Below are 18,239 nucleotides of genomic sequence, written 5' to 3'. Positions count from 1 at the left end.
ACCAACGGCAAGCTGACCTCGCTGAAGCGGGTGGTGATCGGCGGCTCGGCGGTGCCCGAGGCGATCGTGCGCCGGTTCCGCGACGACTATGGGGTCGATGTCACCCACGCCTGGGGCATGACCGAGACCTCGCCGCTGGGCACCCAGGGCACGCCCAATGCGGCGATCGCGGCCATGGACGCCGAGGCCCAGCTGAAGTTCAAGCTGAAGCAGGGCCGCCCGCCGCTCGGCATCGACCTGAAGCTGATCGACGACGGCGGCAAGGTGCTGCCCCATGACGGGACGACCTTCGGCAAGCTGATGGTCAAGGGCCCGTTCGTGGTCGGGGAATATTTCCGGGGCGACGGCGGCGAGATCCTCGACGCCGACGGCTATTTCGACACCGGCGACGTGGCCACCATCGACGAGCACGGGGTGATGCAGATCACCGACCGCTCCAAGGACGTGATCAAGTCCGGCGGCGAGTGGATCAGCTCCATCGAGATCGAGAACATCGCCGCCGGCCACCCCAAGGCCGAGCTGGCCGCCGTGATCGGCGTGGCCCACCCCAAGTGGGACGAGCGGCCGCTGCTGCTGGTCAAGCTGAAGGCCGGCGAGACGGCGACCAAGGAAGAGTTCCTGCACTATCTGGAGGGCAAGATCGCCAAGTGGTGGATGCCCGACGACGTGGTCTTCGTCGACGACATCCCGCTGGGCGCCACCGGCAAGATCGACAAGAAGCTGATCCGCCAGCGCATGGTCGATTATGTGCTGCCGACCGCCGTCGCGGCGGGCGCGGCCGTCGCCGCCACCGTGGCCCTGGCGGCCCCGCCGGAGCCGAAGATCTACGCCCCCGAGCCGGAGGCTCATCCGGAGCCGGAGGCGCACCACGCGCCCGAGCCCGTGGCCCACGCGCCTGAACCGCAGGCGCCAGAGGCCCACCCGCCGGAGGCTCCCGCGCCCGAGGCTCCCGCGCCCGAGGTTCACGCCGAAGCGCCGCCGGTGGTTCATCATGAGCCGCCGCCCGCCGACCACACCGCCTGGTCGCCCCAGGCGCGGCCGGTCCAGGCCGAGCGGGTGCGCGGCCTGACGGTGATCGAGCCGACTTTCACGGAGACCAAGTTTCCGGGCGCGGAAGCCTCGGAGGCTGTGGCGGAAGCGGGCTTTCCCGCAGCGCCCCGGCTAGAGGTCCCGGCTGATCCCTTGCCGGCGCCAGAGGCCGATGTGTTTGGCGACACGCCCCTGACCCTGCCGTTCGTCCCCGGCCAGGCCAAGACCCTGCGCAAGGCCGACCGGCAGGCCGATCGCAAGGCCAAGTCCGGCGGCTTCGGCAATCGCTATCTCGACCTGGCCCTGCTAGGCGCCCTGGCCCCCGCCGCCATGGTCGGCGCGGCCATGCTGGGCACCCGCTTCGGCCTGATGGACTGGAAGACCGGCCTGGGCCTGATCACCCTGGAATGGGCGCCCAAGATCGCCCTGCTCAGCGTGGCGACCGGCCTGGTGGGCGTGATCATCGCCCTGTTCGCCGGGTTTGGACGCCTGGGCCTGAAGGCCTTCCTGGTGCTGGGGCTCAGCCTCGCCACCCTGGGCGGCTATGTCTGGATGCGCCAGGCGCAGATCACCAATCCGCCGGTCAATGACGTGGCCACCGACTGGGCCCGGCCCCTGACCTTCTCCCAGCGCATGATGCGCGAGCGCGGCGTCGACGCCATGCCGGTGGAGTTCGATCCCATCGTGCCCCTGGGCGCGGAGTTCTATGCCGGCCGCCGGGTGGCCGATGTGAACGCCGAGACCTGCGCCGTCGCCCGGCCGCTGATCCTGGCGGCCAATACCGCCGCCGCCTATGCCCGCGCCAAGTCGGCCATGGAGCAGGCGGGCCTGGCCCTGGTCACCGACGATCCCCGCCAGGGACGGCTGGAGGCCACGGCCCGCAGCCTGCTGTTCGGGCTGCGCAGCGACGTGGTGGTGCGGATCCTGCCCGACCCCCGGGGCGCGCGGATCGATGTGCGCGCCGTGGACCGCGCCCCGACCCCCGACCTGGGCGCCAATTGCAGCCGGATCGGCCGGCTGATGGGCTTCATGCGCAGCTGAAGTCCTAGCTATTCCGACGAAGCCCGGCCGTTTTGATCTCCGTCAAAGCGCGCCGGCCAGGGCGCGGCATTCTCCTTGTCGAAGAGGAGACCGTCCATGCCCCACCTGCCGACCCTGGTCCAAGCGCTCTATCTCTGGGGCGCCACGGGAAGCTTCGGCCTGCTGGCCGTAGTGGTGTTCGGGGTGTCGATCTGGTCGCGCGGCAAGGGCTGAGCCCCGCCCAAGACCCCCTCACAGACTAGAATCGTTCCTGCCTTTTGGCGTCCTCCTGGGCGGGGACGGTTCGGCGCGGCGGGTCGGGATCGCCACAAGCGGCTCCGGCTCGCCGATCGTCCATGAGTCCCGGTCGCTTCCCCGCGATCGGGACTTTTTGGCGTTCGAGACGCCTGCGACACCCCGCCGCACCCACCGCAAGGTTTGATTAACCTCCCCGTAAAGCCGCGAGGCTTACTCGGCGTCATGCGTCGCGTTCAACGCTAGGTCTACTAGCGCGATCCGGCGGCGGTGAGGCCCTGGAGACGGCGATGCGGTTCGGCGACCTGAAGATCCCCACCAAGCTGATGGCGGTGTTCGCCGTCATGCTGGCAACGATCGCCTGCATGGGCGCGACCCTGTTCGCCAACAACATGACCTTCCACCGGTCGGTCGACCGGATGAACCAGTCCTATGCGGCGGTGGAGGCGGCCAATACCGCCGCCTTCCGCCTGACCCGCCAGGAAAACTCCCTGCGCGGCTTCCTGCTTTCCGGCGACGACTATTACGTCAAGCGGCTGGAAGAGGCGCACAAGCCCAAGTTCCTGGCCGCCCTGGCGGATCTGCACAAGCTGGCCGGCGAAGACGCCGCCGCCCAGGATCGGGTCAAGGCCATCGAGACCGCCTACGCCGCCTATCGCGCCGCCGCCATCGAGCCGGGCGAGCAGCTGGGCGCCGATCCCGCCACCCGGCCCCAGGCGGTCGAGCTGGTGCGCCACGACGGCGTCGCCGACAAGGCGGTGGAGCCTGTGGAAAACACCATCCAGGCGGTGGTCGACACCGCCAAGCAGCAGCTGGACGTGGAGTCCAAGGCCCAGGCCCGCGCGCTGCGCCAATCCGGCCTGGCCCTGTTGATCGGCATCAGCCTGACCGGGGCCATCGCGCTGGGCGGCGGCCTCCTGCTGTCGGGCGCCATCGCCGCCCCGGTCACCGCCATGACCGCCGTCATGCGCAGGCTGGCGGCCGGCGACAAGCACATCGAGGTCCCGGGGGTGGGCCGCAAGGACGAGGTCGGGCTGATGGCCGCGGCCCTGCTGTCCTTCAAGGAGGCCGCCCTGGCCAATGACCGCCTGCAACAGGAGGCCGAGGCCGCCCGGGGCGAGAGCGAACAGGCCCGCGCCGCCAACGAGGCCGAGCGGCGCAAGGTCCAGGCCGAGCAGGAAGAGGTGGTCGACGCCCTGGCGGCCGGCCTCGCCAGGCTGTCCGACGGCGACCTGGCGACCCGCATCCAGGACGACTTCTCCGGCCGCTATCTGAAGCTGAAGGACGACTTCAACGCCGCCGTCTCCACCCTGGAGGCGGCCATGACCGCCATCGCCACCGCAACGGGCGGGGTCAATGCCGGCACCGAGGAGATCAGCCGCGCCTCCGACGACCTGTCGCGCCGCACCGAGCAGCAGGCCGCCAGCCTGGAAGAGACCGCCGCAGCGCTGGACCAGATCACCGCCACGGTGAAGAAGACCGCCAGCGGGGCCAAGGAGGCCTCCGGCGTGGTCGCCACCGCCCGCTCCGACGCCGAGCGCTCCGGCCAGGTCGTGCGCGAGGCCGTGGCCGCGATGACCGCGATCGAGGGCTCTTCCGGCCAGATCGCCCAGATCATCGGGGTGATCGACGAGATCGCCTTCCAGACCAACCTGCTGGCGCTCAATGCCGGGGTCGAGGCCGCCCGGGCGGGCGAAGCCGGCAAGGGCTTCGCCGTGGTCGCCTCGGAAGTCCGGGCGCTGGCCCAGCGGTCCGCCGACGCGGCCCGCGAGATCAAGGCCCTGATCTCGGCCTCCACCAGCCAGGTCAGTTCCGGCGTGCTGCTGGTCGGCCAGACCGGCGAGGCCCTGCAGCGGATCGTCGACCAGGTCGCCGCCATCGACGGCCTGGTCAACACCATCGCCGCCGCCGCCGGCGAACAGGCCACCGGCCTGACCGAGGTCAACGCCGCGGTCAACCAGATGGATCAGGTGGTCCAGCAGAACGCCGCCATGGTCGAGGAGGCGACGGCCGCCACCCATGGGCTGAAGACCGAAGCCGACGTGCTGTCGGGCTATGTGGGCCGCTTCCGGATGAGCGGCGGACCGCCGCCGACCCGCGCCGCCCAGGTCATCCGGCCGCGCATGGCGGCCAGCGGCGGCCGCGCAGCGCCGGTCGCCCCCGCCCGGGGCGGGGACAGCTGGGAAGAGTTCTAAGTCCCTGCCTGGCTGGCCAGCTCGCGGTCATGGTGGGCGACGATGGCGCGGGCGACGGCGACCATCACGTCCTGGCGCGTCTCGATCGAGGTCCGGGTCTGGGCGATCATCACGGCCACCGCATAGGCGTGACCGTCGGGCGCGGTGATCACGCCCACATCATTGAAGCCGGTGGCGACCGGCCCCAGGACCTGGCCGGTGCCGGTCTTGTGGGCCAGGGTCCAGCCGGGCGGCAGGCCGGCCTTCAGGCGGCTGGGCCCGGTCTCGGCCTCGAACATCAGCTGCAGCAACAACTGGGTGGATCGCGGGCCGAGCAGCTTGCCGGCGTGCAGGCGGTCCAGGGCGTTGACCATGCCATTGGGGGTGGCGGCGTCCGGTGGATGGGCCAGATACTCGTCCAGTGAGACCCGCCGGAACTCGAGCGGCAGCTTGTCCCGGTCATTCCAGAAGCTGTGCTCGAAGGAATATTCACGCCGCCATTCCAGGCCCGCCGTCTCGGTCTGCATGTCCCGCTCGCTGGGACTGGCGGTGATGCCGGCCAGGCCCCGGGCGTTGACGGCGGCCTGGACCACGGCGCGGCCGCCGACCGTGCTCAGCAGCACGTCATTGGCGGTGTTGTCACTCTGGCTGATGGCCCCGGCCAGCAGCTGGCGGATCGTGGCCGCATAGGCGCCGGCGCTGACCACCCGGGCGCGGATCGGCTGGTGGAAGACGCTGAGGTTCTCGGGGCGGATGGTGACCGTGTCCTCCAGGGCCAGTCGGCCCCGGTCGACGGCGTCCAGGGCGGCCAGCGCCACCCACAGCTTGCTGACGCTCTGCTGCGGATAGGCGGTGTCGCCATCGAAATTGGTGGTCCAGCCCTCCGTCAGATCGCGGACGGAAATGCCCACACGGCCGTCGAAGCCCTCGCCCAGATCGGCGATGCGGGCGCTGAGGTCCGGGGCGGCGAGGGCGGCGGCGGCCTGGCGGACCACGCGGCCGTCGACCTTCTGTTCGGGCTCGGTCTTGGCCACCGGGATCAGGAGCACGAGGGACAGCAGGCCGCTGGCCACGACCAGGCGCGGCAGCATGCGGCCGAAGGATAGGGCGCGGCGGGTCGACACGGCGTGGCCCCCCTTTGTCCTGGCCCGGGTCCGATCGCGCCATCATAGGGCCCATGGACGCGTGGAGCCAACCGGCTCACCCCAGGCGGGCGTCGGCGCCCGCGATCAAGGCGCTGGGTGGCGCGCGCCTGCGCCAGAACCCACCCTAGGCGCCCGGGTGCGACGCATTGACCCAGTTTGAGGCGCGGCGCCGTTGCCAGCGCCAGGTGGCTGTGGCGAGTTTGCGACGGTCAGCCGTCATGCGCGGGGGAGTGATATGTCGGACGTCGTCTCGTTTCCGCGCCAGGTCCGGCGCAAGAAGCCGACCCTCGGCGAGGCCCTGGTGTTCGAGATCGCCCGCTCCCTGCAGTCCTATGGCGGCCAGGCGCACCGTGACGTGGTGATTGGCGACATCGCCCGCCGCGCCGGCTTCGACCACCGCAGCCCGCCGCAAGAGCTGCGCGAGGACCTGATCGGGGCCTTTGATCGCGGCTTGAACCAGGGCGGCCTGGGCCATGTCCGGCTGTTCGACCTGCCGTTCGGCGCCGGCTCGCACCGCTGGCGCCTGGCCGACGGGGCCCTCGACGCCAATCTCAGGGATCCCCGGTTCGGCGACGCCGGCTGAGCGCCGGCCTCGGCCCGGTCGTCCTGGTCCTCAGACCAGGGCGCCGTGGCAATGCTTGAACTTCTTGCCTGACCCGCAGGGGCAGGCGGCGTTGCGGCCAGTGTCTTCCCAGCCCTGGGGCAGGGCGGAGATCGGCAGGGCCTGGCGCTGTTCCGGCGACAGACCGTCCGGCAGCAGGCCCATCTGGGCGGCGTTCTCGCCGCTCAGGGGGTCCAGATGCACCTCGGTGAAGCGGCTCTGGGGCGCGGGCTCCGGCTGTTCGAACTGGAATTCCACGGTCATCAGCCAGCGGGTCACGTTCTGGCGCAGGTCGATCAGCAGCTTCTCGAACAGGGAGAAGGCCTCGGTCTTGTACTCGTTCAGCGGATCGCGCTGGCCGTAGCCGCGCAGGCCGATGACGTTGCGCAGGTGGTCCAGGTGCATCAGGTGCTCGCGCCACTGCATGTCGACCATCTGCAGCAGGAAGCTCTTCTCGATATTGCGCATCTGCTCGGGGCTGATGGCCTGCTCGCGCTCGGCGGCGCGGGCTTCGGCGGCGGCCAGGATGCGGGTCTGGATCTCCTCGTTGGCGATGCCTTCCTCGGCGGCCCAGGCGGCGATGGGCAGTTCGAGGCCCAGCATGCCGCGGACATGCTCGTCGAGGCCGGCCACGTCCCACTGCTCGGCATAGGCCTTGGGCGGCAGGTGGCGGGTGACCAGATCCTCGATGGTGTCCTGGCGCATCTCGTTGATGACGTCGGACAGGTCGGCCGTGGTCATGAACTCGGCGCGCTGCTCGAACACCGCCTTGCGCTGGTCGTTGACGACGTCGTCGTACTTCAGGAGGTTCTTGCGGATCTCATAGTTGCGCTGCTCGACGCGCTTCTGGGCCGTGGCGATGGCGCCGTTCAGCCACTTGTGGGTGATCGCCTCGCCTTCCTGGACCCCGAAGGTGCGCATGATCGAGTCCAGACGCTCGCCGGCGAAGATGCGCAGCAGGTCGTCCTCGCAGGACAGGAAGAACTTCGAATGGCCGGGGTCGCCCTGGCGGCCGGTCCGGCCGCGCAGCTGGTTGTCGATCCGGCGGCTTTCGTGACGTTCCGTGCCCAGGACGAACAGGCCGCCGGCCGCCAGGGCCTTGTCCTTCAGGTCCTTGATCTCGGCCTCGAAGATCGCCTTCTGTTCGAGCGCCTTCTCCGGCGTCACCTCGACGCCCAGGCCGCGCTGCTCGTCGCGCCACTTGGCCAGCTTCATGTCGACATTGCCGCCGAGCTGAATGTCGGTGCCGCGGCCGGCCATGTTGGTGGCGATGGTCACCGCCGCGGGCACGCCGGCGTCGGCGACGATGAAGGCTTCCTGCTCGTGATAGCGGGCGTTCAGCACGTTGTGCGGAATGCCGTTGTACTTCTTGCCATTGGCCTCGAACTTGTGGCCGTTCAGCAGGGTCGACAGGGTTTCGGACTTCTCGATCGACACCGTGCCCACCAGCACCGGCTGGCCGCGCGTGAAGCATTCCTCGATCTGCTTGAGGATCGCCTGGTTCTTCTCGGCCTCGGTCCGATAGACCTCGTCGTCGTCGTCGATCCGCGCCACCGGGCGGTTGGTCGGAATCTCGGAGACGTCCATCTGATAGATGTCGCCGAATTCCTGGGCCTCGGTGGCCGCCGTGCCGGTCATGCCCGACAGCTTCTCATAGAGGCGGAAATAGTTCTGGATGGTGACCGAGGCCAGGGTCTGGTTCTCGGGCTGGATGTGGGCGCCTTCCTTGGCCTCGATGGCCTGGTGCAGGCCCTCGGACAGGCGGCGGCCATGCATCATGCGGCCGGTGAACTCGTCGATCAGGATCACCTCGCCGGCGCGGACGATATAGTCCTTGTCGCGGGTGTAGAGGATGTTGGCGCGCAGGGCCTGGTTGACGTGGTGGACCACCGAGACGTTGGCGGCGTCATAGAGCCCGGCGGAGTCCTCGGCCAGGTGGCCGCCCTCCATCAGGATCTCCTCGATCTTCTCCGAGCCGTCCTCGGTCAGGATCACCTGCCGCTGCTTCTCGTCGTGATCGAAGGTGGTCGGGTCCTTGATCAACTCCTTCACCAGGAGATCGATGGTCTTGTAGAATTCCGAACGGTCCTCGGTGGGGCCCGAGATGATCAGCGGCGTGCGCGCCTCATCGATCAGGATGGAGTCCACCTCGTCGACGATCACGAAATGGTGGCCGCGCTGGACCATCTCCTCGACGTCATAGACCAGGTTGTCGCGCAGATAGTCGAAGCCGAACTCGTTGTTCGTCCCGTAGGTGATGTCCGACTGGTAGGCCTGCTTGCGCTGGGTCTGGGACAGGCCGTGGACGATGGTGCCGACCGTCAGGCCGAGGAACTGATAGACCTGACCCATCCACTCGCCGTCGCGCTGGGCGAGGTAGTCGTTGACGGTGATGACGTGGACGCCCTTGCCGGTGAGCGCATTCAGATAGGTGGGCGCGGTGGCGACCAGGGTCTTGCCCTCGCCGGTCCGCATCTCGGCGATGCCGCCCTGGTGCAGCATCATGCCGCCGACCAGCTGGACATCGTAATGGCGTTGGCCCAACACCCGGCGCGAGGCCTCGCGCACCACGGCGAAGGCCTCTTCCATCAGCTGGTCGAGGGTCTCGCCCTTGGCCAGGCGGTCCTTGAACTCCTGGGTCTTGGCCCGCAGAGCCTCGTCGGAAAGCGCCTGGATCTGCGGCTCGAAGCTGTTGATCTTCGCGACCCGCGCCGCCAGGGCCTTGACCTTGCGGTCGTTGGAAGAGCCGAAGAACCGTTGGAAGATGCTCAAGGGAATGGGTCCGGAGTGATGCGGGGGAGGGGCGGGGCGGGTCTAAGCCCCTTGGCCTGCCCGGAAATTTCGCTCTTTTCAGGGCGCGCGAGACTTAAGCAGCGGCCCGTCCAGTGTCAACGCAAGTGGCGCACGGATCGGGCGGCCGCAAGGGGAGTGAGAGGGATATGAACAGGCCTTGGGCGACATTTCTGTGGGGCGCGGCGACCGCCGCCCATCAGGTCGAGGGCGGCAATGTCGGCAATGACATCTGGTTGCTGGAGAACCTGCCCGACCGGGGCGGTGGATTTCGCGAACCCTCGGGTGACGCGGTCGACCACTATCACCGCTATGAAGGCGACCTGGACCTGCTGGCCGGCCTGGGGCTGAACGCCTATCGATTCTCGGTGGAATGGGCGCGGATCGAGCCCGAGGCGGGGCGCGTCTCGATGGCCGCCCTCGACCACTATGCGCGCATGGCCGACGCCTGTCTGGCGCGGGGGCTGACGCCGCTGGTCACCTTGCACCATTTCACCTCGCCCCTGTGGCTGGCCCAGGCCGGCGGCTGGGATGAGGCCGGGGCGGCCGACCGCTTCGCCGACCACTGCGCCCGGGTCGCCGAGCACCTGGGCGATCGTGTCGCGGCCTGGGTGACCTTCAACGAGATCAACCTGGCCAGCCTGGGCTTCGAGCTCGCGCCGGCCCGCCGGGCCCGGCGGCTGGAGAAGCTGCGGGCGGCGGCGGCGTCGCGGATCGAGGCCTCCAGGTTCTCAACCTTCCTGACCCATGACGGCCGGGCGCCGGAGGTGCTGGCCCGGGCTCATATCCTGGCGGCCGAGGCGGTGCGCGCCGCCACCGGGGCGCCGGTCGGCCTGACCCTGGCCCTGCCGGATCTGCAGGCGACGCCGGGCGGCGAGGCGCACCGCGACCGGGTCCGCGCCGAGACCCAGGACCGTTGGCTGGACCTCGCCAAGGGCGACGATTTCGTAGGCGTCCAGACCTATACCCGCGAACTGTTCGGCCCTGAGGGCCGGCTGCCGCCGCCGGACGGCGAGGCGCTGACCCTGACCGGCTGGGAGGTCTATCCCCAGGCGTTGGGCCACGCGGTCAGCTATGCCGCCCAGCGGACCGGCAAGCCGATCCTGGTGACCGAGAACGGCATCGCTGCCAGCCATGATCCTGAGCGCGCCGACTATACCCGCCGCGCGCTGGAGGGGCTGGCCGTAGCGCGGGCGCAGGGGACCGAGGTCTGGGGCTATGTCCACTGGTCGGCGCTGGACAATTTCGAGTGGATGCACGGCTACGGCCCGACCTTCGGCCTGATCGGCGTCGATCGCCGCACCTTCGCCCGCCAGGTCCGTGACAGCGCCCATTGGCTGGGCGACTTCGCGCGGCGCCATCCCGAGGGCCCCTGAATCAGGCCGCGCCGCGCTCCGCCTCGGCGCGATCCGGGTCGAGCAGGGCGGCCAGGGTCTGGATCAGCCGCAGGGGCTGGATCGGCTTGGCCAGATGGGCGCTCGCCCCGCAGGCCAGGGACTCGGCGACATGGTGGGTCATGGCGTTGGCGGAGACCACGATGATCGGGATCGGCGCCACGCCCTCCTGGCGCTCGCGTTCGCGGATCATCCGGGTGGCGGTCAGGCCGTCCATCACCGGCATCTGCAGGTCCATCAGCACGGCGTCGAACCGGTGGGGGCTGTAGGCGTCCAGCCCCTCCTGACCGTTCTCGGCGAAGATGGTCTCCGCCTGGATCAGCTCCAGGATCATGCCGACGATCTTGCGGTTGTTGGGATTGTCCTCGACCACCAGGACCCGGGGCCCATCGCCGGTGGGGTCCGCCATCGCCTCGACCTGTGGCGTGGCGACCGGCCGGGCGCGGGGGGCGCGGAAGGTGAAGACGAATTCGGCGCCTGCGCCGGGGGCGCCGGAGCAGGTGATGTCGCCGCCCATCAGCTGGGCCAGGGCGCGGGAGATCGCCAGGCCCAGGCCGGCGCCGGCGAACGACTTGGTGATGGAATCGTCGCCCTGCTCGAAGCGCGAGAACAGCCGCTGGGCGACCGCCTCCGTGAAGCCGGGGCCGGTGTCGCGCACCGTGACCGAGATCTCACAGTCTTCATCCAGATCCCGGGCGGCGACGGTCATGACGACCTCGCCCTGGTCGGTGAACTTGACCGCGTTGCCCAGCAGGTTGGCGACCACCTGACGAACCCGCAGATCGTCGCCTTGGAAGGTCCCCTGGGCCGAGGGATCGACCTGGGCCCTGAAGCCTATGCCCTTGGCGTCGGCCTTGGCGGCGAACAGCTCGGTCACCGCCGCCAGGCTGGGCTCCAGGGCGAAGGCGGCGGCCTCGATGGCCAGATGGCCCGCCTCGATGCGGGCGAAGTCCAGCACGTCGCCGAGCAGGCGCTCCAGCATCTTGCCGGACTCGACGATCAGCGCGGCCATCTCGCCCTGCCGGGGGTCGAGCGCGGTGCGGGCCAGCAACTCCGCCACGGTGGTGACCCCGTTCAGGGGGGTGCGGATCTCGTGGCTCATATTGGCCAGGAAGCGGGACTTGGCCTCATTGGCCTGAACGGCGATCTGGCGCTCGTTCTCCAGCCGGCGGCGCTGGCCGGCCGCCAGGGTCTGGGAGATCAACAGGCCCAGGCGGGAGACCAGATTGGCCTCATGGGCGGAATAGACCCCGTGTTCGGCATGGGTGAGGATCAGCAGGCCGTGGCCGCCCTCGGCGCTGATCGGCGCATAGACCCCGCCGCCCGGCGGCGGGACGAAGGCCGTCCCGCTGGCCCATTCCGGCGGCTTGGAATTGTCGGGCACCACGGCGGCCCGGCCATTGGCCACGCGGCTGAAGAAGCCGCCCATGGGCCAGACCTCGCCCAGGGCCTCAGGCGCGGTGGACGCGCGGCAGATGAAGCCCTCGGGGCCCGGGGCCAGGACCAGGGCATGCTGGAAATCAACGGCCTCGCGCAGCAGGCCGAAGGCGCGGCTGAACAGCTTCGCCGGATCGTCATTGTCCTGCAGCGCCGCCAGGCCGGAGAGCACCAGGTCCTGCTCGCGCAGCCGCTGGGCTTGGGCGGCTTCGATCTGCTTGGCTGAGGCCAGGGCTTCGCGGAGCTGCTCGATGTCTTCCATGGGTCAGCCGAAGGCGAGGGCGGAGACCATCAGGTTTCCATGCCGGTTGCAGCTGTCGACGATCGCGCCCTGCTCGCCGAAGGTGAAGGCGCCCAGGAACGGCGCCCCGCCCATGGCCTCGCGGACCTGGGCGGCCACCTCGTCCATGCGCTCGCGCACATGCAGCATGCAGCCGCCGCAATAGATCACCAGACCGCCGGCGGTCTCCTGCGGCGACCAACCGCCCATGGCCAGCGCGTCGGCGACCACCAGGCCCGCGCGCTTCACCAGGCTGTCGGGAGAACCGCGCATCAGGTGGATGTGGTCGCCCTCGGCGATGTCGGTGAACAGGGAGAGGTCGCCGCCGGCGCCCATCAGGGCCGGATGGGACAGCACGAACATCGGCACCCCGCCGACCTCGGCCGCGACCCGGCCCAGGGGTGTGGGGGTGGACTTGGCGAGAATGGCGCCGGCGGCGGTCGCGCAGACCTCGCCGTCGGTCCAGCCGCTATAGATCTCGCCGGCCGGGCGGTGGTCGATCTCCAGCACCTGGCGGTCATGGGCCTTGGTCACCACGCCCTCGCGGTCGGTGGGGGCGTAGCCGCTCTGGAAGGCGGCGCCGTGCCGGACCGAGGGGAACAGGGCGGCCACCACCACATGGTCGACCAGCAGCTGGCCGGTGGCGAACTGGCGCCAGGCGCCGGCTATGGACTCGTCGGCCGAGCTGCCGCCGATGATCGGGGTGCGTCGGCCGATGACCGCCTCGACGCCGCTCAGGACGCGCTCCTCGGTCCCGGGGGGCTGGCAGCACCAGACCAGGGTCGGGCATTCGAAATCGCGGCCGGCGTCCGCCAGGGCGCTGGCCATGGCCGCCTCACCTGCGGCGTGGGCGTCGTCGCCGATCGGGGCGAACCCGACCCCGAAGGCGCCGGACGGATCGCATAGGCCGAACAGACCCAGGGCCCCATCCGCGCTGGCGTGGAAGCCGGCCTCGGTCATCACCCCGCCGCAGGATGTCCCGCCGATCAGGCGCGCGCCGGGCAGGCCGGTGGAGAGGCTCTCGATCAGGGCCGGGCCGGCGTGGTGCTCGGTGGCGTAGACCATGACGATGTCGGGGATCTCGCCCAGCGCGGCGATGAGATCGGCGGCGGCAGTCGCGGCGCAGGCGCCGGTGTCCGCGTCAATGCTGAAGGCCGAGGCTGCGCGCAAGGTTCCCTCGAAGGCTTGAAGGCTCCAGCCCTAGACGGGAGTTGTTAAACAAGCTCCGCCACTTGCGGTGCGGCCGACTGTCGCAGAGGCAAGATGACCCCCACGAAAAACCCCCGGCCCTTGCGGACCGGGGATTCTGAGTCCTGGCGAACCAGGAGATCGTCAATTTTCCGAAATCAGAAGATTTCGATCAGGCCGGCGGCGCCCGCCGAAATCGCGAATAGCGATTTCAGCCACCTTGAGTGATGGGCGCCGACCTCCGGCCTTCCGAAATCAGAAGATTTCGATCAGGCCGGCGGCGCCCATGCCACCGCCAATGCACATGGTCACCACGCCCCACTTGGCGCCGCGACGCTTGCCTTCCTGCAGGATGTGGCCGGTCAGGCGGGCGCCGGTCATGCCATAGGGGTGGCCGATGGCGATGGAGCCGCCATTGACGTTGTACTTGGCCGGATCGATGCCGAGCTTGTCGCGGGAATAGAGGCACTGGGAGGCGAAGGCCTCGTTCAGTTCCCAAAGATCGATGTCGTCGATCTTCAGGCCGTGACGCTCCAGCAGGCGGGGCACGGCGAACACCGGGCCGATGCCCATTTCGTCGGGCTCGCAACCGGCCACGGCCCAGCCGCGGAAGGCGCCGAGCGGCGACAGCCCGGCCTTCTCGGCGGCCTTGGCTTCCATGACCACCACGGCGGCGGCGCCGTCGGACAGCTGGCTGGCGTTGCCGGCGGTGATGTACTTGCCTTCGCCGCGCACCGGCTGGAGCTTTTGCAGGCCTTCCAGGGTGGTGTCGGGACGGTTGCACTCATCGCGGTCGACCAGGGCGTCGACGATGGTCTCTTCCTTGGTCTCCTTGTTGACGACCTTCATCTTGGTCTTCAGGGCGACGATCTCGTCCTTGAACTTGTTGGCCTGCTGGGCGGCGGCCATGCGGCGCTGGGATTCCAGCGAGAACTCGTCCTGGGATTCGCGGCTGACCTTGTAGCGTTCGGCGACGATGTCGGCGGTGTCGATCATCGGCATGAAGATCGCCGGATATTGCGCGCCGAGCGCCGGATCGTTGTTGGACATGGAGCCGCCGCCGCCGGGGAAGGACAGCGACTCGACGCCGCCAGCCACGACCACGTCGGCGCCGTCATTGCGGACATAGTTGGCGGCGGTGGCGATGGTCTGCAGGCCCGAGGAGCAGAAGCGGTTGACGGTCACGCCCGAGGTGGTGATCGGCAGGCCGGCCAGCAGCGCCGCCTGGCGGCCCATATTGCCGGCGCCGTGCGCCACATTGCCGATGATGCAGTCTTCGACCGCATCCAGGGAGACGCCGGCCCGCTCGACGGCGTGCTTCACCGCGTGGGCGGCCATGGTGACAGTGGGGGTCATATTGAACCCGCCGCGGGCCGACTTGGCCAGACCGGTGCGGGCGTAAGAAACAATAACGGCTTCGCGTGACATGAAAAATCCTCCCAAAAATATGGACCGCCGAGGCTCCCCTCGAGACCCCGTCGGCTTTGATAGGGCGCGACCTTAGGGTCCCGTTGCGGAAATGGCTAGCGAGCCCCGCGCCCGCCAGGGGCGGTTGGCGGCGAAAAGCCTTTCCACCCAAGGAGTCCTGATCTAGGGACGAGTGCGCCCCCGGGGCGCTGAGATCCAACAGGCGAGGCCGTATGGCGAAGGCAGTTTTCACCCGGATCGCAGGCAATCTCGGCACGATCGCGGCCGCCCTGGCGCTGTCGATGGTGCTGGCGTCCTGCGGCGGCCGCAATGGCGCGGAACACCCGCCCGAGCCCGGCGACCAGGCGGTGGCCCGGGTGGACGCCAAGACCGTCTGGGCCTCCGACGTGAAACGCGAAGCGGTCGCCCAGGGCCTGATCGGCGAGGGCGAACCCCTCGATGTCTCCTCCGACCTGTTCCGCCGGGTGATGGACGAGGTGGTCGACCAGAAGCTGCTGGCCACCGAGGCGCTGAAGCGCAAGCTCGACAAGGACCCCGTGGCCCAGCGCCGCCTGGCCGCCGCCCGCGAGCGCATCCTGGGCGACATGCTGGTCGAGAGCACGGTCTCCGACGCCGTCAATGAGAACGCGATCCGCGGCCTCTATCAGGAGCAGCTGAAGCTCGCCAAACAGTCCGAAGAGATTCACGCCCGCCAGATCGTGCTGCCGACCCTCACCGAGGCCGACGCGGTCAAGAAGCTCCTGGGCACCGGCGCCTCCTTCGAGGCCCTGGCCATGGAGCGCTCCACCGACGCGGCGACCCGCTTCAATGGCGGCGACCTCGGCTATTTCACCACCGACGTCATGCCCGAGGCCTATGAGACCAATCTGAAGACCGCCAAGGTCGGCCAGGTCATCGGTCCGTTCGAGATCGACGGCGGCTGGGCCATCGTCAAGGTCGAGGATCGCCGGCTGGAGCAGCCCATCACCCTGGAGGCCGCCAGGCCGCAGATCGTGCGTTTCCTGACCTATGATCAGGTCCGCGACCTGCTGGAGAAGCTGCGCGGCCGCGCCAAGGTCCAGACCCTGATCAAGTCGCCGCAGGACGTGCCCGGCCAGCCCCAGGAGCCGGCCAGCGCCCCGCCGACCCTGTCCGGGCCGCCGAAGCTTCCCGCCGGCGCGGCGAAGCCGGTTCCGCCGCCGCCCGGCGCGCCGCAGCAACCCCCGGCCAAGGCGGTGAAGCCATGACCCGCACGCCCACGCCCAAGCCGGCCGCCAAGGCCCCGGCCAAACCCAAGGCGGCCCACGCCAAGAGCCCGGCCGAGCTCGCCTTCGAGGTCGCCGCCAAGCCGGTGGAGGTGGTCGGACAGACCCTGCAGCAGGCGCTCGACCCCCTGGCCAGCGCCCTGAAGCGCGCGGCCCTGAAGCGCGCCGACAAGGCCTCGCGGCCGTTTGGCGAGGACGCTCCCGCCGCCGCGGCGCCGGCCAAGGGCGCCCTGCCGGTCTCGCCGCTGGCCGTGCCCTTCCCGAAGATGCCGCCGATCGCCGGCGTGCAGCTGGCGACCGCCCGGGCCGGATTCTACAAGCATGAGCGCGAGGACCTGCTGGTCATGCGCTTCGCGCGCGGCACCAGCGCGGCGGGGGTGTTCACCCGCCACGGCATAGGCTCGGCCCCGGTCGACTGGTGCAAGAAGCATCTGGAACTCAGCAAGGGCGCCGACGCCCGGGCCCTGGTGGTCAATGCCGGCTGCGCCAACTCCTTCACCGGCCGGCCCGGCGCCGACGCCGTGCGCCGGGTGGCCTCGGCCGTGGCCAAGCGCTTCGACTGCCGCCAGCGCGACGTGATGGTGGCCTCCACCGGCGTGATCGGCGTGCTGCTGGACGACGCCAAGATCACCCAGCGCCTGCCCGACATCGAACATCGCCTGGTTGATGACGGCTGGTCGGGCGCGGCCCGGGCCATCATGACCACCGACACCTTCCCGAAGGGCGCCTATGCCGAGGCGATGATCGATGGCGAGAAGGTCAAGATCGCCGGCATCTGCAAGGGCTCCGGCATGATTGCGCCGGACATGGCGACCATGCTGGCCTTCGTCGCCACCGACGCCGCCATCGCGCCGGCCGCCCTGCAGACCCTGGCGAGCCTCTATACCCGCACCACCTTCAACTGCGTGACGGTGGACGGCGACCGCTCGACCAACGACACCCTGCTGCTGTTCGCCACCGGCCAGTCCGGCGCACCCAAGATCACCCGGGCCGGCGACCACCGGCTGGCCGACTTCCGCCTGAAGCTCGAGGCCGTGCTGCTCGACCTCGCCCTCCAGCTGGTCCGCGACGGCGAGGGCGCGACCAAGTTCGTCAAGATCAATGTCACCGGCGCCCAGACCCAGGCCTCGGCCCGCAAGATCGCCCGCACCGTCGCCGAGAGCCCGCTGGTCAAGACCGCCTTCGCCGGCGAGGACGCCAATTGGGGCCGCATCGCCATGGCCATAGGCCGCGCCGACGAGCCGATCGACCGCGACCGGGTGAAGATCCAGTTCGGTCCCCTGGTCGCCGCCCAGGACGGCCTGATCTCGCCCACCTATGACGAGGCCAAGATGAGCGCCTACATGAAGCGCCAGGAGCTGGAGGTCAGCGTCGACGTCGGCGTCGGGCGCGGCGCGGCCACCGTCTGGACCTGCGACCTGACCAAGCAATATGTGGCGATCAACGGCGACTATCGCAGCTGATCGGCTGAATCTACCCGGGGTTGAGGGTGGTGGCGTGACCGGCCGAGCCCGTGGTTTGGATGGCTCCCATGCGGGCGCGATCCATTTCAAAGTCTGTCTTGTGTCTCGCCTCGGTGGTCAGCCTGCTTGGCGGCGTCCCGGCGCACAGCCAGCCCGTGGAGGGTGTTGCGAGCGCGCATTCTGAAAAACCGCTCCCGAACGACGCCGCCGGTCATGCCCAGACCAAGGGTTCTCAGGCCAGGTCTCCAGAGTCCGTGATCTCCGAAACGTACCTCTTTCTGGTGAAGGGCGGCGACCCGCAAGCCGCGATCAAGCTTCTCGACGCGGCGATCCTGTCTTGGCCCAATGACAGCAGACTTTACGCGCATAGAGGCGTGATCCGGAGCCTTGCGAAGGACTTCGAGGGCGCTTTTGCTGACTATGACACCTCGGAGCGATTGAATCCCGCTGACTCCCTCGCGTTCGACTTTCGAGGCTTGACGCTGTTTGACCAAGGCGATCTTGACCACGCCCTCGTGGCGTTCGAGGGGGCTCTGGCGCGCAATCCCGCCGACGAGATCGCTTTTACAGGACGGGGCGATATCGCGTTCCATCGGGGCAAGTTCAACGCCGCCCTGGAAGACTTCAATCGCGCGGTTGCGGCTGACCCGACCTATGCGAAGGCTTGGCGTGACAGCGGCCGGGCACGGTGGGCCATGTCCGATCTGGACGGCGCGATCGCCGACCTGAGCCGGGCGATCGCGATCCAGCCCAGCGAGGATGCGTTCCGCCTTCGCGGTCTCGTCTGGTGG

At 69.5% G+C, this 18,239-nt stretch carries 12 protein-coding genes; 7 read left to right on the top strand and 5 right to left on the bottom strand.

The genetic code is table 11. The annotated features are described in order from the left end of the window. Together Q7P21_RS11720 and Q7P21_RS11715 are read left to right on the top strand one after the other, a co-directional pair. A partial coding sequence (locus Q7P21_RS11720; RefSeq protein WP_304177211.1) for an AMP-binding protein occupies positions 1 to 2,070 on the top strand: 2,070 nt, incomplete at its 5' end. Between the two features lie 524 nt (positions 2,071 to 2,594). Further along, positions 2,595 to 4,499: a methyl-accepting chemotaxis protein gene (locus Q7P21_RS11715; protein ID WP_304177209.1), complete on the top strand. Its 1,905-nt coding sequence runs from the start codon at positions 2,595 to 2,597 to the stop codon at positions 4,497 to 4,499. On the opposite strand, the gene bla is transcribed toward Q7P21_RS11715, so the two are convergent. Further along, positions 4,496 to 5,602, bottom strand: coding sequence for a class A beta-lactamase (bla, locus tag Q7P21_RS11710; RefSeq protein WP_304167033.1), 1,107 nt, complete (start codon positions 5,600 to 5,602; stop codon positions 4,496 to 4,498). The two genes, Q7P21_RS11715 and bla, sit on opposite strands and share 4 nt — an antisense overlap. A gap of 256 nt (positions 5,603 to 5,858) precedes the next feature. Here bla and Q7P21_RS11705 point away from each other — a divergent pair, with 256 nt between their 5' ends. Further along, complete coding sequence (locus tag Q7P21_RS11705; RefSeq protein ID WP_304167031.1) at positions 5,859 to 6,206, top strand: hypothetical protein; 348 nt, start codon at positions 5,859 to 5,861, stop codon at positions 6,204 to 6,206. Between the two features lie 30 nt (positions 6,207 to 6,236). On the opposite strand, the gene secA is transcribed toward Q7P21_RS11705, so the two are convergent. Then, positions 6,237 to 8,996, bottom strand: a complete 2,760-nt coding sequence (gene secA / locus Q7P21_RS11700; protein ID WP_304177207.1) for a preprotein translocase subunit SecA — start codon at positions 8,994 to 8,996, stop codon at positions 6,237 to 6,239. A gap of 167 nt (positions 8,997 to 9,163) precedes the next feature. On the opposite strand from secA, the gene Q7P21_RS11695 reads away from it, so the two are divergent. After that, positions 9,164 to 10,390 (top strand): glycoside hydrolase family 1 protein, encoded by a 1,227-nt coding sequence (locus Q7P21_RS11695; protein ID WP_304167025.1) that lies wholly within the window; start codon positions 9,164 to 9,166, stop codon positions 10,388 to 10,390. A gap of 1 nt (position 10,391) precedes the next feature. On the opposite strand, the gene Q7P21_RS11690 is transcribed toward Q7P21_RS11695, so the two are convergent. The 3 genes from Q7P21_RS11690 to Q7P21_RS11680 all read right to left on the bottom strand — a co-directional run bounded on the left by Q7P21_RS11690 (position 10,392) and on the right by Q7P21_RS11680 (position 14,741). Continuing rightward, positions 10,392 to 12,107, bottom strand: coding sequence for an ATP-binding protein (locus Q7P21_RS11690; protein ID WP_304167022.1), 1,716 nt, complete (start codon positions 12,105 to 12,107; stop codon positions 10,392 to 10,394). A gap of 3 nt (positions 12,108 to 12,110) precedes the next feature. Next, positions 12,111 to 13,295: an FIST signal transduction protein gene (locus Q7P21_RS11685; RefSeq protein ID WP_304177205.1), complete on the bottom strand. Its 1,185-nt coding sequence runs from the start codon at positions 13,293 to 13,295 to the stop codon at positions 12,111 to 12,113. A gap of 273 nt (positions 13,296 to 13,568) precedes the next feature. Further along, positions 13,569 to 14,741 carry an acetyl-CoA C-acyltransferase gene (locus tag Q7P21_RS11680; RefSeq protein ID WP_304167017.1) on the bottom strand — a complete coding sequence of 391 codons (1,173 nt, stop codon included), beginning with the start codon at positions 14,739 to 14,741 and terminating at the stop codon, positions 13,569 to 13,571. Between the two features lie 212 nt (positions 14,742 to 14,953). On the opposite strand from Q7P21_RS11680, the gene Q7P21_RS11675 reads away from it, so the two are divergent. The 3 genes from Q7P21_RS11675 to Q7P21_RS11665 all read left to right on the top strand — a co-directional run. Continuing rightward, on the top strand, positions 14,954 to 15,967 hold the full coding sequence (locus Q7P21_RS11675) for a peptidylprolyl isomerase (RefSeq protein WP_304167014.1): 1,014 nt from the start codon (positions 14,954 to 14,956) through the stop codon (positions 15,965 to 15,967). Next, entirely contained in the window at positions 15,964 to 17,448 is a 1,485-nt protein-coding gene (argJ, locus tag Q7P21_RS11670; protein ID WP_304177204.1) for a bifunctional glutamate N-acetyltransferase/amino-acid acetyltransferase ArgJ, read from the top strand. Before Q7P21_RS11675 ends, argJ begins: the two co-directional genes overlap by 4 nt. A gap of 68 nt (positions 17,449 to 17,516) precedes the next feature. Continuing rightward, the coding region (locus Q7P21_RS11665; protein ID WP_304177202.1) for a tetratricopeptide repeat protein at positions 17,517 to 18,239 on the top strand (723 nt) is incomplete at its 3' end.

The organism is Phenylobacterium aquaticum (assembly GCF_947378715.1).
Classification (GTDB): Bacteria; Pseudomonadota; Alphaproteobacteria; order Caulobacterales; family Caulobacteraceae; genus Phenylobacterium; species Phenylobacterium aquaticum_A.
The sequence above is the reverse complement of the archived record's forward strand: the minus strand, read 5'-3'. Positions and strand labels throughout refer to the sequence as shown.